Annotated in this window: 13 protein-coding genes and 1 tRNA gene; 5 read left to right on the top strand and 9 right to left on the bottom strand. The window is 65.6% G+C overall.

The annotated features are described in order from the left end of the window. Positions 1 to 46 precede the first annotated feature (46 nt). Positions 47 to 568, top strand: coding sequence for an Hsp20/alpha crystallin family protein (locus ACVIJ6_RS33255; RefSeq protein WP_456776178.1), 522 nt, complete (start codon positions 47 to 49; stop codon positions 566 to 568). A gap of 170 nt (positions 569 to 738) precedes the next feature. Beyond that, the gene (hpaD, locus tag ACVIJ6_RS33250) at positions 739 to 1,656 is read left to right on the top strand and encodes a 3,4-dihydroxyphenylacetate 2,3-dioxygenase (RefSeq protein WP_456776177.1); all 918 of its coding nucleotides are present in this window, start codon (positions 739 to 741) and stop codon (positions 1,654 to 1,656) included. A 15-nt stretch (positions 1,657 to 1,671) separates the two neighbouring features. On the opposite strand, the gene ACVIJ6_RS33245 is transcribed toward hpaD, so the two are convergent. The 4 genes from ACVIJ6_RS33245 to ACVIJ6_RS33230 all read right to left on the bottom strand — a co-directional run bounded on the left by ACVIJ6_RS33245 (position 1,672) and on the right by ACVIJ6_RS33230 (position 5,470). Continuing rightward, complete coding sequence (locus tag ACVIJ6_RS33245) at positions 1,672 to 2,121, bottom strand: NUDIX hydrolase (RefSeq protein WP_456776176.1); 450 nt, start codon at positions 2,119 to 2,121, stop codon at positions 1,672 to 1,674. A 41-nt stretch (positions 2,122 to 2,162) separates the two neighbouring features. Beyond that, positions 2,163 to 2,939: a helix-turn-helix domain-containing protein gene (locus tag ACVIJ6_RS33240; protein ID WP_456776175.1), complete on the bottom strand. Its 777-nt coding sequence runs from the start codon at positions 2,937 to 2,939 to the stop codon at positions 2,163 to 2,165. A 329-nt stretch (positions 2,940 to 3,268) separates the two neighbouring features. Then, positions 3,269 to 3,760: a cupin domain-containing protein gene (locus ACVIJ6_RS33235; protein ID WP_456776174.1), complete on the bottom strand. Its 492-nt coding sequence runs from the start codon at positions 3,758 to 3,760 to the stop codon at positions 3,269 to 3,271. A 147-nt stretch (positions 3,761 to 3,907) separates the two neighbouring features. Then, positions 3,908 to 5,470: a toll/interleukin-1 receptor domain-containing protein gene (locus ACVIJ6_RS33230; protein WP_456776173.1), complete on the bottom strand. Its 1,563-nt coding sequence runs from the start codon at positions 5,468 to 5,470 to the stop codon at positions 3,908 to 3,910. Positions 5,471 to 5,671: 201 nt separating this feature from the next. Here ACVIJ6_RS33230 and ACVIJ6_RS33225 point away from each other — a divergent pair, with 201 nt between their 5' ends. After that, complete coding sequence (locus ACVIJ6_RS33225; RefSeq protein WP_456776172.1) at positions 5,672 to 6,190, top strand: hypothetical protein; 519 nt, start codon at positions 5,672 to 5,674, stop codon at positions 6,188 to 6,190. Positions 6,191 to 6,232: 42 nt separating this feature from the next. Here the strand turns inward: ACVIJ6_RS33225 and ACVIJ6_RS33220 are convergent, their stop codons facing one another. The 5 genes from ACVIJ6_RS33220 to ACVIJ6_RS33200 all read right to left on the bottom strand — a co-directional run bounded on the left by ACVIJ6_RS33220 (position 6,233) and on the right by ACVIJ6_RS33200 (position 10,770). Then, positions 6,233 to 6,388: a hypothetical protein gene (locus ACVIJ6_RS33220; RefSeq protein WP_456776171.1), complete on the bottom strand. Its 156-nt coding sequence runs from the start codon at positions 6,386 to 6,388 to the stop codon at positions 6,233 to 6,235. A gap of 115 nt (positions 6,389 to 6,503) precedes the next feature. After that, positions 6,504 to 6,782, bottom strand: a complete 279-nt coding sequence (locus ACVIJ6_RS33215; RefSeq protein WP_456776170.1) for a hypothetical protein — start codon at positions 6,780 to 6,782, stop codon at positions 6,504 to 6,506. A 376-nt stretch (positions 6,783 to 7,158) separates the two neighbouring features. After that, positions 7,159 to 9,387 carry an O-linked N-acetylglucosamine transferase, SPINDLY family protein gene (locus ACVIJ6_RS33210; protein ID WP_456776169.1) on the bottom strand — a complete coding sequence of 743 codons (2,229 nt, stop codon included), beginning with the start codon at positions 9,385 to 9,387 and terminating at the stop codon, positions 7,159 to 7,161. A 343-nt stretch (positions 9,388 to 9,730) separates the two neighbouring features. After that, positions 9,731 to 9,804: transfer RNA gene (locus ACVIJ6_RS33205), tRNA-Gln, on the bottom strand. 255 nt (positions 9,805 to 10,059) lie between these two features. Then, positions 10,060 to 10,770 (bottom strand): TetR/AcrR family transcriptional regulator, encoded by a 711-nt coding sequence (locus tag ACVIJ6_RS33200; protein WP_456776168.1) that lies wholly within the window; start codon positions 10,768 to 10,770, stop codon positions 10,060 to 10,062. A gap of 154 nt (positions 10,771 to 10,924) precedes the next feature. Between ACVIJ6_RS33200 and ACVIJ6_RS33195 the strand changes: the two genes are divergently transcribed. Beyond that, complete coding sequence (locus ACVIJ6_RS33195; RefSeq protein ID WP_456776167.1) at positions 10,925 to 11,578, top strand: sulfatase-like hydrolase/transferase; 654 nt, start codon at positions 10,925 to 10,927, stop codon at positions 11,576 to 11,578. Then, positions 11,550 to 13,205 carry a sulfatase-like hydrolase/transferase gene (locus ACVIJ6_RS33190; protein ID WP_456776166.1) on the top strand — a complete coding sequence of 552 codons (1,656 nt, stop codon included), beginning with the start codon at positions 11,550 to 11,552 and terminating at the stop codon, positions 13,203 to 13,205. Before ACVIJ6_RS33195 ends, ACVIJ6_RS33190 begins: the two co-directional genes overlap by 29 nt. The last annotated feature ends 18 nt before the right edge of the window (positions 13,206 to 13,223 follow it).

Raw genomic sequence — 13,223 nt, 5'->3', positions numbered from 1 at the left:
GTGCCGCTAACGACATGATCCTCGCGTGAAGCAGGAGGATGAAGTCATGGCTGAACCCACCAAACTGCCCGTCAACACTGACAAAGCAACTGCGCCGTCCGTGCAGGGATGGCGGCCTTTTGAGAGCCTGCGCCGCGAGATCGATCGCGTGTTTGAGGATTTCCACGGCGGGATCTGGCGCACGCCGTCATTGTTCGATCAACTGCCGGGTCTCCCCCGAACGCGGTCGTTTGCGGTCGCGCCCGCCGTTGACGTGGCCGAGCACGACAATGCCTATGAGGTCTCGGCGGAACTGCCGGGGCTTGACGAGAAGAATGTCGAAGTGAAGGTCGCCAACGGCGTGCTGTCGATCAGGGGCGAGAAGCAGGAGGACAAGGAAGAGAAGAAGAAGGACTATTACGTCCGCGAGCGCAGCTTCGGTTCATTCGAGCGCTCCTTCCAGATCCCGGACGGCGTGGACACCGACAAGATCGAGGCGGTGTTCAGGCAGGGCGTGCTCAAGGTCACGCTGCCCAAAAAGCCGGAGGTGCAGAAGGCCGCCAAGACCATCGACATCAAGGCGGCGTGAGCGCCGCTGTCCCATGCTTTTGTCCCATGATCTTGGGACAGCAGCTGGCTCCGAATGCCGGAAGGGCCGCTGTCGCGGCCCTTTTTTTCGCGAGGCGGCCCGGCTAGTCTGTCGGCCAAGCAGACGGTCCGCCATGCCGGATCGTGAATGATGGGAAGGGAGACGAGACAATGGGCAAGCTCGCACTGGCGGCGAAGATCACACATGTGCCGTCGATGTATCTCAGCGAGCTGGATGGTCCGGCCAAGGGCAAGCGCCAGTCGGCGATCGATGGCCATATCGAGATCGGCCGGCGCTGCCGCGAGGCGGGCGTCGACACGATCGTCGTGTTCGACACCCACTGGCTGGTCAATGCGGGCTACCACATCAACTGCGCGCCGCATTTCCAGGGGCTCTACACCTCCAATGAGCTGCCGCACTTCATCGCCAACATGACCTATGAGTATGACGGCAACCCGGAGCTTGGCCGCATCCTGGCCGAGGGCGCCAACGCCCATGGCGTCGCCACCATGGCCCATGCGGCCACGTCGCTCGCGCTCGAATACGGCACCCTGGTGCCGATGCGCTACATGAATGCCGATCGCCATTTCAAGGTGGTGTCGGTGTCGGCGCTGTGCACCTCGCATTACCTCGCCGACAGCGCCAAGCTCGGCTGGGCGTTCCGCCGTGCGGTCGAGGATCATTACGACGGCACGGTGGCTTTCTTCGCCTCCGGCTCCCTGAGCCACCGCTTCGCGCAGAACGGCACCGCCGACGAGTATCGCGACAAGATGTTCAGCCCGTTCCTCGAGCGTCTCGACCACGAGGTGATCCAGATGTGGGAGCAGGGCGAATGGCCCGACTTCTGCGACATGCTGCCGGAATATGCCAGCAAGGGTCATGGCGAGGGCTTCATGCACGACACCGCGATGCTGCTCGGGGCGCTCGGCTGGAACCACTACGACCGCGGCGTCGAGGTGGTCACGCCGTTCTTCCCCTCGTCGGGGACCGGTCAGATCAACGCGGTGTTTCCGGTGTCGCCGATGCCGCAGGCGCTCGCGGACATCGGCCGGCCGCGCGCCGCGGCGCTTGCGGGAGGGCGGCTGTAGGACGAGCGGGAGAGCCTACCAGGCTCCCGCTTTGTGCAGCATTGCCACGATGTCCTCTGGGTAGACTTGGTCGGTGGTCGCTGCCAGCTCCGCGGGGCGCCACCAGCGCTGGGCGGCGATGGCGGCGCGCTCCAGGGCGGTCCAATGCGCCGACGAAATCTCGGCGCTGCCGATCCTGATCAGGAAATAGCGCTCGTCCGAGCTGACTTGTTCGCCGTCCACCATCGTGAACGTGACCGATCGCCGCGCGATCTGCCGGCCTGGGTCGGCGATGCGGATCCCGGTTTCTTCGAACATCTCTCGGCAGGCGGCAGCCTCGTAGCTCTCACCGGGATCGAGCCCGCCGCCCGGCGTCGCCCAGAACATCTCTCCCTGCAGCGCGCCGGCGAGGTGCACGAATTTGAACAGCAAAAGCCGGTCGAGCGCGTCGAGCAGCAGCAGGCGGGAGGAGGGGCGTTCACGCATCAGACGAGGCTTTCGGTCGGCATCGCAAGATATGCATCCAACTATCGCGCGCGCCGCCACAGGCCTGGCGTCGCGCCCGTGGCGCGCTTGAACATGCGGGTGAAGTGGCTCTGGTCGGCAAAGCCGCAGCGGGCGGCGACCGCCGCGAGCGGGAGATCGGACCCGGCGAGCAGCTGCTTGGCGGCTTCGATCCGCCGCGCCTGCAGCCAGCCATGCGGCGTCACGCCGAGCGAGGCCTTGAAGGCGCGGCCGAAATACGACGCCGACAGGCCGCATTCCGCGGCGATCACCGCCAGCGGGACGTGTCCGGAGACATCGGCTGCGAGGATCTCGCAAGCCCGCCGTTGCTGCCAGGGCGCGAGCCCTCCTGGGCAAAGGGTTCGACGGCGCAGCCCGCCATAGCGTTCCGCGACGTGCAGCGCGACGGTGGTGATAAGCTGATCGGCAAACAGCGGACTTGGCGTGATCCGGTCCGACAACACGTCGAGCACGGCGGGGGCGAGGCTGGCCAGCCGCGCATCCCGGGTCTGCCACGGCTCATCAACCGCAAGGGCGGAGATGCGGGACGCATCGAGATCGTCTGCGAGCGCAGCGAGGAAAGCCCGGGGTAGCGTCATGTTGAAACTGTCGAACGGCGCGACGATCAGCGAGGAATGCTCGGCATTCGTGTCGACGATATGCAGGCTGCCGCGTGGCGAGGCCGCGGCGAGTGTCGGGCGGCCGTCGATCCAATGCTGGTGAGCTGGATGGTCGCGCAGCTGGAACACGAGATAGAACCCATCCTGCCGCGGGATGCTGATCGGCAGCGGCGCCGTCATGCGCTGGGCACCGACGCGGACCAGCCTGGCCTCCGCGCCATGCAGCCTGCCGACCAGCGGCCTTGAGCTGCGGGCGCCAAACGAGGCGAAGGGCCCGGACGCAGCTGCATCCGTGATCGGGCGGGAGCTCGGGGTTGAATCGGACTGTCGCATCGGCGTGTGGCTGTGTCCGGCGTCGCTTGGGCCGGCGCGCTTTGCTCCTAAGCCTGGTTCGCGGAAAATGATAGGCGCCGCGACGCTGACGGCGGGATTGGGCACGCGTGAGAATGGCGCGGGGTTGCTCCTCGTCAGGGCGTCGCGCGTGGTCCGTCACGCGCAACGCCCTGACCTCAACGCGCGATGGGGGGCCCCGTGACCACGGAGCCGTAGCGCGCGGCAAGTGCGGGAAGCTCCTGCGGCGTCACCTTCCCGACCTGGGCGAGCAGTTCATCGATGCCGCCAGGCGTGAAGACCGCGATGTAGCGCGCCGGCTGGCTGCCGAAATTCCGCCAGGCGTGCTCGGCTCCGCCGGGGATCACCACGATGCTGCCGGGCCCGGCCTCGAGGCGGGCTCCATTCACCACGAAGGTGAGAACGCCCTCATGCACGCAAATGACCTCGTCCTCGTGGTGGCTGTGCAAGGGCGGTCCCGCCAAGGGTTGTGAGATCGATTCCACGATCGTGTAGCGGCCGCCGACATCCGTGCCGCGAACGCGAATGCGCATGGCTTCGCCGGGCACGGCATCGAACCAGGCTCCATCGTCTTGGCTCAGGATCCAGGCGCCCGCGCTCGTGCTGGCCGTGCCTGTGCCCTGGGTCGTCGTCGTTTGATCCGGTCTCATGAACTCTCCTTGTCGTCGATCGCGTCGCATTCGCGACGCGCCGGCGATATGGGAGGAGAGGCCGACGCAGGATTGATCTTTTCTGCGCCGTTTTGAACGATCCGGCGGGCAAGGCTGGCAAGCGCTCCAAAACGACGGATGGCGATGTCAGACGGCGAAGCTGTCTTTGAGGTTCTCCAGCGCCTTTACAGTGACGGTCGAATTGATCTGGCCCGACGTCTCGCGGAACGCGCGCAGCGTAGCGATCCACTGCTCGGCGGCTGCCGGAAATGACGGGCTCGCGAGATCGGTGCCGAGAAGCTTTTCGGCCGAGGCCATCAATTGCGAACGGGCGTCGAACCATTTGTCCTGAAGTTGCTTGGCGAGCTTCAAATGTTCGCTGTCGGCGCCGAAATACTGGCGAATGGCCGCGACCTGGTCGAGCTTCAGCGCACGCGCCTCCTCCTCGATCAAGAGCAGCTCGCGCACCAGCTGTCGCACCTTGTACTGGGTCTTGGCCGCCTCATGTTCGAGGATGAAGGAGTCCACCGAGAGCGCGCTGTCGGGCTCCACGAAGATGAAGCGGTATTTGGCCGCGACGTTGATGAAGCCGAGAATGCAGGAGGTGGCGTTGTCGCCGAGCATTCGCGCCGACAGCCGCTTGATGAAGTAGACGTGCACCAGCTTCTGGCCGTTATAGTAGTCGAGTTGCCGGGTGACGATGACCCGGAAGATCTGGTCGTCCACGGACTTCAGGATCTGGTCGCTGTCGGTGGGCGTCTCCGAGGAAATCGCGCTGATCACCGCCTGTTCGATCGCCACGAGGATGGAGGACGCGCCGAGCGTATCGCGGACCCGCATCTTCCTGCGAAACTCGCCCCATTTGAGCGTGTCGCGCGGCTCGGCGATGCCGAAGATCTCCAGCGCGCGCGAATGCGGGGTGAGGGTGGTGTCGTCCGGAATGGTGCTGATCGGTTGATCGCTGGGCGGCTTCGGCAGCAGGAACTCGATGAGCCGCTGTTCGACCGAGTGACGCGTGATCCGCATGCTCATGCTGTCGAACAGCTTGCCCTTCAAGGTCGGGATGATCTCGGTCGCGATCTGGCGTTTGCGCTTGGTGCGCAGCCGGTCCAAGGTGTCGCGGTCCTCGTTCAGCGGCGGCGGCAGGCGGGTCTCGGCACGCGCGGCGATGTCGAGCATTACGCGCGCCAGCGGATCGGGATCGTCGATCGATTGCGTGGATTTCTGCACATAGTCGGCGCGTGCTCCCGACAGATCGTCGGTATCGACTTCCATGTTGATGCCGAGAATGCCGTCGCCCGTCGGGGGCGTCTCGCCGCAAAACAGATAGATGATGCGACGCGAGGTCTCGCCATCGCCCTGCTTCTTTTCTTCTTCCATCAAGGCTTCAAAAAAGCCTAGCTCCCAGCCGGTGTAGCCATGGCTCTTCTTGAGCTGGCCGGTATAGAGCACCACCAGGAAATCGGATTTGCGCAGGCCCGTGCGCAGGTCCTGGCGGATTTCGTCGCTGGCTTCGATCGATTTGGAGTCGAGGAAGATCTTGACCCGATCGAAGATCGTCTCGCTCAGCGCCTGCAGGCTCTGATACACGGCCTGAGCGACGTCGTGATCTTCCGAGGCATAGGAAATGAAAACGCCGGCCGGGCGATAGGGACCAAGATCGTTGACGGGCCTTGCCGCGGCGGCCATTGCAGCTGGAGCTAACGCCATGACGCTCTCCAAACTTGGCAAAGGATCTAAGTATCAGCGGTGATCTTGAGTGCGTTTGCCCTCGATTGCAACTGTTAGGGGAGGTGTCCTGATACGCTTTGCCGCGACCCGCCCATGCCGGGGGAACCTGGCGGCGCGCCGGTTGAACTTCAAGGCGGCGCCCACGACTCATGCTGACACGGCAAGGAGGTGGAGCGGGTGATGCCGATGCGAGTTCTGCTGCTGATCATGATCATCTTGGCCTCAGGCGCTGCGTCCGCCCAAGCTCCCGACCGGAATGCCTGCAACGTCGAGGTCGTGGTCATCGATCCCGATCCCCGTGGCGCGAACGTGCGAGCGGAGCCTGGCGGCAGCATCGTCGCGACGCTGAAGAACCCGACCAGCGACGGCTGGATCCTCGTCCATCTCGCCGCCCAGCAGGGTGACTGGTTCGAGATCGACCGCGCGGTCCTGGTGGAGGCCGACCAGGACAAGCCGAGAGTGATCTTCCACGGCAGGGGCTTCATGCACCGGAGCGTCGTCGGCGCCGGCGGCCTGCAGAATGGCACGGTGATCTATCGCGATCATGCCGCATCGAGCGCGAAGCTCGATCCGCATGCCGATGGTGATCAGACGATCGAACTGCTCGGCTGCTTCGGGGAGTTCGCCAAGGTCCGCGCCAGGAAAGGCATTGGCTGGACCCGGCAGCTCTGCACCAACATGGTCACGACCTGCTCGTGAACCGGCGCTTGCCGGTTGCCGCCGCGTTGGCCAAGACCCTTGTCAGGCGGCACAACGCTGTTGCTGCAGGCGCTCCAACTCGCGCCGGCACTCGGCCGCGAACTGCCGCAGGCGCTCGATCGTGAGCATGTCGGTGATGCTCCGCTCAAGCCGCTCGGCCCGCGCAATCTGGTCCTCGAGATCCTGCTGCCTGCTCATGTCCCGTCTCCTCGTACGAACAAGTTGATGCAAATTGCATCGTTCCGGGGAGGGCAGGATCGCGGTGAATGGGAGGTAAATTCCGGGTGCGGCCTGGGCGCGGAGGCTGCCAGTCTCACCTCTGCTCGATCTCGGCCACGGCACCGCGGGTGCGCGTCGCCGGCGCGGCTGGACCAGGATTTTGAACGGTTGGAGGTTTCTGAAAGGTCATGACGTCGACGGCTGACAAAACAGGCCGCGCTGGCTGGCAGCCCGCCGTCAAGGTTACGATCGATCCCTGCCGGCAAGCCCGCTGATCGTCATCCTTGTTGACCGCCGTCCAGATCAGTCCAGCGACACCCAAACAGAGCAGGGGCAATCCAGCTAATAAAATCACCCAACGCACGATCGGCAATCCTTACTCCCTCAGCACTCCTGTCTGGGTGGCATGGTGCGCTGATCGCTGCCAGCAACTTCCGCTGGCGTCCTTAACTGAAGGGAACGATGTGGCGACATGGCCACGTTCTTATAACTTCTGGTAGTATCGCTTTTCGGCTTCAGTCATATCGGTTGAATCGGGCGCAGGCTGGGCGGATTTGGGACGGCGATAGTCGTTCACCCGGCGTGGCTTGCGCGCACAGACTGTCCAGCCCGCGAACGCAATACGCGTGTAAGACGTATCTGTCGGAAATTTACGCCACACGTGTGTTGGCTGTCTGCAACTATGCCGTGTGTGGATCCGCGTGTCGCGATGCTCCGCAGACGCCTTTTGCCGCCAGCGGCTGCAGACGCTAGCGCGTCTGCGCCTTTGAACAATGGTCGTGCCAGAACGTCCGATAGGCCTTCTCGACATGCGCGGTGTAGAGCGTGCTGTTGCCGGCGGCCGAATTCAAAACAATGCCGGGCAGCGCGGCGCGGAGCGCCGCAAGCTCGTCAGGACGGGAGCAGAAGTCCAGCGCGGTTGCGAGATAGCCTTCATCATCGTCGGCGACCCATTCGTCGAGGCCGATCGCCTTGAGGATCGCGCCGCCGGCGCGTGCGGCAGGGCCGCTGCCGAGCTTGGTGACCACCGGTACGCCCATCTGCAGCGGCTCCCAGGTCGAGATGCCGCCATTCACCGGGAAGGGATCGAGTGCGATGTCGATCTCGCCGAACATCGCAAGATGTTCCTGGCGCCCCGTCTTCCCGATGCAGCGGATGCGCTCCGCGGCAATGCCGTGGGCGACGAAGCGCGCGATCAATCCGTCGCGGAGCAAGGGATCGCCCATCGAATGGTTCTTGACGACGATGACCGACCCTGGCGCTGCAGCCAACAGCCTTGACCACAGATGGATCGTCGGCTCGGAAAACTTGTCGACGCGATTGAGGGAGCCGAAGGTGACGTGGCCGTTGCGCAGCATGGGCAGCGGCGAGGGCGGAATTGGCGGCGGCGGTTCGATCGTGATGAGCGACGGCAGGTCGTGGATCTTCTCAGCAAACAGATGCCGGACCGCGGCCGGGATCACCACCGGATCGGCCAGCAGATAGTCCATGACGGGCAGGCCCGTTCCGGTGACGCTGCCGATGGCGGAGACCTGGATCGGGGCTGGCTTGCGCGCAAACAAAGTGAGCCGGTGGCCGGCGGAATGTCCGGAGAGATCGACGAGGATGTCGACCTTGTCGGCCTGGATCTGCGCGGCGAGCTGGTCGTCCGTCAACTGCCAGGCGTCGACCCAGCGATCGACCAGCGAGCGGCACAACTCCGTCTTGGCGTCCTGCACCGGCGAGCAGGAATACGCGACGATTTCGAATTGCGCGTGATCATGGTGGCGCAGGATGGGCAGGAAGCCGAGCGCCGCCGAATGATCGCGGAAATCCGACGACACATAGCCCACGACCAGTCGCCGGTCGGGATCGAGATCCCGCTCGCCGAGCGGAAGACGAGGCAATCGCGCGCCGATCGCCTCCCACCAATAGGTCCGCTCCGCCTGGAGACGTTCGACCGCGACGTCGGGCAGGAAGTCCAGCGCGAAGATCTTTTTGGTGATCGCGTCCTCATGGTTCGGGTTGATCGCCAGCGCGCGATCGTAATCCGCGATCGCCGTGGCAATGTCGCCCTGCATCGCAGAGCAGACCCCGAGCAGGGTCCAGGCGGTCTCCGACTTCGTGTTCCGTTCCAGCAGCTTGTTGATGAACGAGGTCGCCAGCGGGATGTTGCCTCTGACGAGAGACACCGTGGCCTTGCCGCGCAGCGCGTCTTCCAGCAGCGGATCGACGACGAGTGCCGCGTCAAAATCGGCTTCCGCCTGGTCGAATTTGCCCTGCTCCTGAAACGCCCGCCCGCGCTGGGCGATGATGGGAGCCGCATTCGGACTGATGGCCAGCGCGGCGTTCAGCGCCGCCAGCGCAGCATCGAAATTCCGCAGGTTCATGCTGACCAAGCCCTTGCCAAACAGGGCTGTCAGCAACCGCGGCTGCAGCGCGAGTGCGCGATCGAAGCTCTGGCCGGCCTCTTCGTTCCGACCCGAGAGCAGCAGCGCCATGCCGCGATTGGCATGCGCGTCGGCATAATTGGGTTTCGACGCGATGGCCCGGTCATGCGCGGCTATCGCCTCGGCGAAGCGCGAGAGGCTCATCAGCGTATTGCCGAGATTGGTGAGCGCCGTCGGGAAGTTCGGCTTGAGCGCGATGGCGCGCTCGTACCGGGCACGGGCCTCCTCGTAGCGGCCGAGCCGGAACAGCGCCAGGGCGAGATCCGACTGGGCTTCGGCCGACCGCGGATCGCTCTCGATTGCGCGCGTCAGGACGAGCACCGCCTCGTCGAAACGGCCGCTGTCGCGTTCGGACACGCCGAGCAGATGCAGGGCGCCGAAATGAGCCGGCAGATCCTGCAGGATCTGCTGGCACAGCGCCCGGGCCTCCGCCGGCCGACCCTGGCCATAGGCGCTGACCGCCGCCTGCAGCAGCCCTTCCGCCTGCTTCTTGGCTCGCTTTTGCAGCCTTGCGTTCTGAAACGCGCGAGAACCGACGCTGTTTTGCAATTGCGATCCTCCGCAGAAGCGCTCCACCACCTGCAATGGTTGGACGTAGCCCCGCTGATTCGCAATCAGTGGGGCTACGCTCTTGGCAATCCTGGCATCCGCGCTGGACGCTTCTACGCCTGCGCAAGCCTTGCGCCGGAGACGGATGGTCGCGGAGCTGCAATCACGGCGTGGTCCGCCATGCCGGCATCTCCGGAGCCCAAGCGTCGACGATGTCGGGCGACCAATCGGTCGGCGCGGGAGCGCGGAGATCCGTGGCGCGGCCCACCTCGTGCGGGGGACGGGTCATCACCCGCGGGCAACAGCTGCGTTTGGATCAGGCGCGTCTACGAATTGTGGATGCTGGCTGGGGAACCTGGATTCGAACCAAGACAAACAGAGTCAGAGTCTGTTGTGCTACCGTTACACCATTCCCCAACGGAATATCCAGGAGTTTCAAGCAGTTGCTGAACTGTCTGGCACCGTTCTGCGAGCCGGCCGGCGAAGCTTCGCTGCGGCGGCGACGCGTCCTTCTACCCGCATGTCTCAGGCTTTGGCAAGCCGCTGGATGACGGATTTCCAACGCGTTTGACGGTGCGCGGGCCGGTGCCTCCGCGGGAACGGGCCAGGATGGCATCTGCGGCGGCCACCTGTGCCGTGGAGACGTCGGGCGCGCCGCGTGAAACCGATCGCTTATCGAGCGCTTGCGGTCCCGCGCGGCTTGCGCGAGCGGCGCCGGGGCGCGGCGGCGCCCAGCAAAAGGAGCAGGCAGGTGCCGAGCCGCTCCGCGATCTCGTCATCATCGATCGACAGCGGACCCGGGTCGTTGAGGATGGCATTCACTAAGGTGCCGAGCACGACCTGAATGCCGAAGGCGACGGTCCGCCGCTCCTGGGCCGTCGCCGCGCGCCGGCCCGGGGCGCGCGCGCCATGCAGCAAGGGCAGCAGCACCAAGGCGGCCCGCTTCGACAGCGCCCGCGCCAGCTCCTTGAAGCCGGACCAGTTGTTGGCGCCGCTCTCGCTGCGCATCAGGGCGGCCCGCAGCACGCCCTTGTGCCGGCGCATCCACACCACGATGCCGCGGACCAGGATCAGGCATTGGTCCTCCGCTCCGCCGGGCACGGGGGCGGCCGGCGGCAGCTTCAGCAACTGCTCCCGTCCGTCGCGCAGGGTGAGCGCGAGCAGGGCGTTGAAATAGGCCTCCTTGCTGTCGAACCGGCTGTAGAAGGCGCCGACTGTGGCGCCGATGTCAGTGCAGAGCTCGCTGATCGACAGCTCTGCCAGGGTTCGGCTGCACAACAGCTCCGCGCCGGCCGCGAGCAGGGCCTGCGTCGTCTCGCGGCTACGCTGCTGCCGCGACGGCGTGACGCCGGGCAGCTCGATCTGGGCGGTGCGGCGGGGCATGCCCCTCTCTCCATCTGGAATAAAAATGATAATCATGGTTATCATCCGAGGCAAGCGCGTCCGTGCTGCTCGGTGCGGGCGTTGCCGACCGATGAAAACCTGAAACACAGCCCGCGACGTGCTGCGGCCGGATGCGGGCGAGGGAGGACGTGGCATGAGTGAGGCCGCATTTGCCGGCGCCATCGGCAGAACCGTCGCGAGCTCCAAACCCTGGTGGCCCGCGCCGCCGCAGCCCCCGGCGGGCGCGCCGAACATCCTGGTGGTGCTGTTCGACGACGTCGGCTTCTCCGATTTCGGCTGCTACGGCTCGCCGATCCGCACCCCTGCGATCGACGCGCTGGCCGCGCAGGGGCTGCGCTATTCCGGCTTCCACACCACGGCGATGTGCTCGACGACGCGCGCGGCGCTCCTGACCGGCCGCAATCATCATTCGGTCGGCGTCGGCTGCCTTGCCAATTTCGACTCTGGGTATCCCGGCTATCGCGGCAAGATCGCGCGCGAGGCGGGGACCATCGCCGAGATGCTGCGTGCGCACGCCTATCGCAACTACATGGTCGGCAAGTGGCATGTGACGCCGTTGACCGAGAGCGGCGCGACCGGGCCGTTCGACGGCTGGCCGCTCGGCCGGGGCTTCGACCGCTTCTACGGCTTTCTCGATGCCGAGACCGATCAATATGCGCCGGAGCTCGTGCTCGACAACACGCATATCTCGCCGCCCGGCAGCTTGGCCGACGGCTATCATCTGACCGCCGACCTCATCGACCAGGCCATTCGCTTCATTGCCGACCACACCGCCGAATCGGCCTGACCTGCCGTGGCTGACCTGGCTCGCGCTCGGCGCCTGCCACGCGCCGCACCAGGCACCGCGCGACATCATCGAGAGCTACGATGCCGTTTTCGCGCATGGCTGGGACGCCGAGCGCGCGCAGCGCCTGGCGCGGCAGAAGGCGATGGGGCTGGTGCCGGAGACGACGGACCTGCCGCCGCGCAATGACGGTGTGAAGGCTTGGGAGGCGCATTCGGACGAGGAGCGGCGCGTGTTCACCCGGCTGCAATCGGCCTTTGCCGGCATGCTCGATCATGCCGACCTGCATCTGGCGCGGTTGCTGGCGTTCCTCGACAGGACCGGCCAGCGCGACAACACGCTGGTGATCGTGATGTCCGACAATGGCGCCAGCCAGGAGGGCGGGCCGCTCGGCTTCGTCAACGCGATGGGGCCGTTCAACTTCAAGCCGGAGCCGATCGCCGAGAAACTCGCCCGTATCGACGACATCGGCGGCCCCGACACCCATTCGAATTTCCCGCATGGCTGGGCGATGGCGTCCAACACGCCGCTTCGGCGCTACAAGCAGAACACCCATGGCGGCGGCATCCGCGATCCCTTCATCCTGTCATGGCCACAACGCATCGCAGCGCGCGGCGAGTTGCGCCACCAATTCGTCCATGCCTGCGACCTGGTGCCGACCTTGCTCGACCTGATCGGCATCGCGGCGCCGGCCAAGATCGCGGGCGTGCCGCAGATGCCGCTCGAAGGCGTCAGCTTCGCGGCTTCGATCGCGGACGCGACGGCGCCATCGAAGCCGGTGCCGCAATATTTCGAGATGTTCGGCCATCGCGGCCTCTGGCATGACGGCTGGAAGGCGGTCGCCTTTCACCCCACGGGCACGCCGTTCGACAGCGACAAATGGGAGCTGTTTCACCTCGCCGAGGATTTCTCCGAGACGCATGATCTCGCCGCCGCCGAGCCGGAGCGGCTCGCGGCGCTGGTCAGACTGTGGTGGGAGCAGGCGGAGGCGCATCAGGTGCTGCCGCTCGATGACCGCTTCGGCCCGCGTTTCGCCGAGAACGCCGCACGCTTCCACGGCGCGCGCACGCACTTCGTGTTCCACGCCGGCATGGGCCATGTGCCGACCGACGTCGCGCCCGACGTGCGCAGCCGCGACTATCTGATCGAGGCCCATGTCGAGATCGGGCCGGAGGGCGCCGAGGGCGTCCTGATCGCGCATGGCGACGCCACATCGGGCTACAGCCTCTACGTCAAGGACGGCCATCTCGTGCACGATCTCAACATCGGCGGCCGCCACGAGATCATCAGGTCGACTCACGCGGTGCCGGCGGGAGCGCATCGCCTCGGCCTGCGGGTCGAGCGTCTCAGGCGCCAGACCGAGCCGGCCAAGGGCGCGCGCACCGGCTTCAGCCAATACACGTTGCTGATCGATGGCGAAGAGGTCGGGGCGCTGACGACGCAACTCGCCTTTCACACGCTGATCTCGTGGTCGGGGCTCGACATCGGCCATGACCGCGGCAGCCCTGTGTCAGACTACACGGCACCGTTCGCGTTCTCCGGGCGGCTGTCGCATGTGTCGGTCACGATGCAGAACGATCAGAGCCTGGATGGTGACGGCGTGGGGCGGGCCGAGATGGCGCGGCAATAGGCCCTGACCGAAGCGGCG

The sequence above is a fragment of the Bradyrhizobium sp. USDA 4369 genome, assembly GCF_054056435.1.
This window is presented reverse-complemented; position numbering and strand designations above follow the sequence as displayed.

What these genes read in the sequence shown, in the direction of transcription:
- ACVIJ6_RS33255 (WP_456776178.1), top strand. Translation starts at nt 47, where the DNA reads ATGGCTGAACCCACCAAACTGCCCGTCAACACTGACAAAGCAACTGCG.
- hpaD (WP_456776177.1), top strand. Translation starts at nt 739, where the DNA reads ATGGGCAAGCTCGCACTGGCGGCGAAGATCACACATGTGCCGTCGATG.
- ACVIJ6_RS33245 (WP_456776176.1), bottom strand. Translation starts at nt 2,121, where the DNA reads ATGCGTGAACGCCCCTCCTCCCGCCTGCTGCTGCTCGACGCGCTCGAC.
- ACVIJ6_RS33240 (WP_456776175.1), bottom strand. Translation starts at nt 2,939, where the DNA reads ATGACGGCGCCGCTGCCGATCAGCATCCCGCGGCAGGATGGGTTCTAT.
- ACVIJ6_RS33235 (WP_456776174.1), bottom strand. Translation starts at nt 3,760, where the DNA reads ATGAGACCGGATCAAACGACGACGACCCAGGGCACAGGCACGGCCAGC.
- ACVIJ6_RS33230 (WP_456776173.1), bottom strand. Translation starts at nt 5,470, where the DNA reads ATGGCGTTAGCTCCAGCTGCAATGGCCGCCGCGGCAAGGCCCGTCAAC.
- ACVIJ6_RS33225 (WP_456776172.1), top strand. Translation starts at nt 5,672, where the DNA reads ATGCCGATGCGAGTTCTGCTGCTGATCATGATCATCTTGGCCTCAGGC.
- ACVIJ6_RS33220 (WP_456776171.1), bottom strand. Translation starts at nt 6,388, where the DNA reads ATGAGCAGGCAGCAGGATCTCGAGGACCAGATTGCGCGGGCCGAGCGG.
- ACVIJ6_RS33200 (WP_456776168.1), bottom strand. Translation starts at nt 10,770, where the DNA reads ATGCCCCGCCGCACCGCCCAGATCGAGCTGCCCGGCGTCACGCCGTCG.
- ACVIJ6_RS33195 (WP_456776167.1), top strand. Translation starts at nt 10,925, where the DNA reads ATGAGTGAGGCCGCATTTGCCGGCGCCATCGGCAGAACCGTCGCGAGC.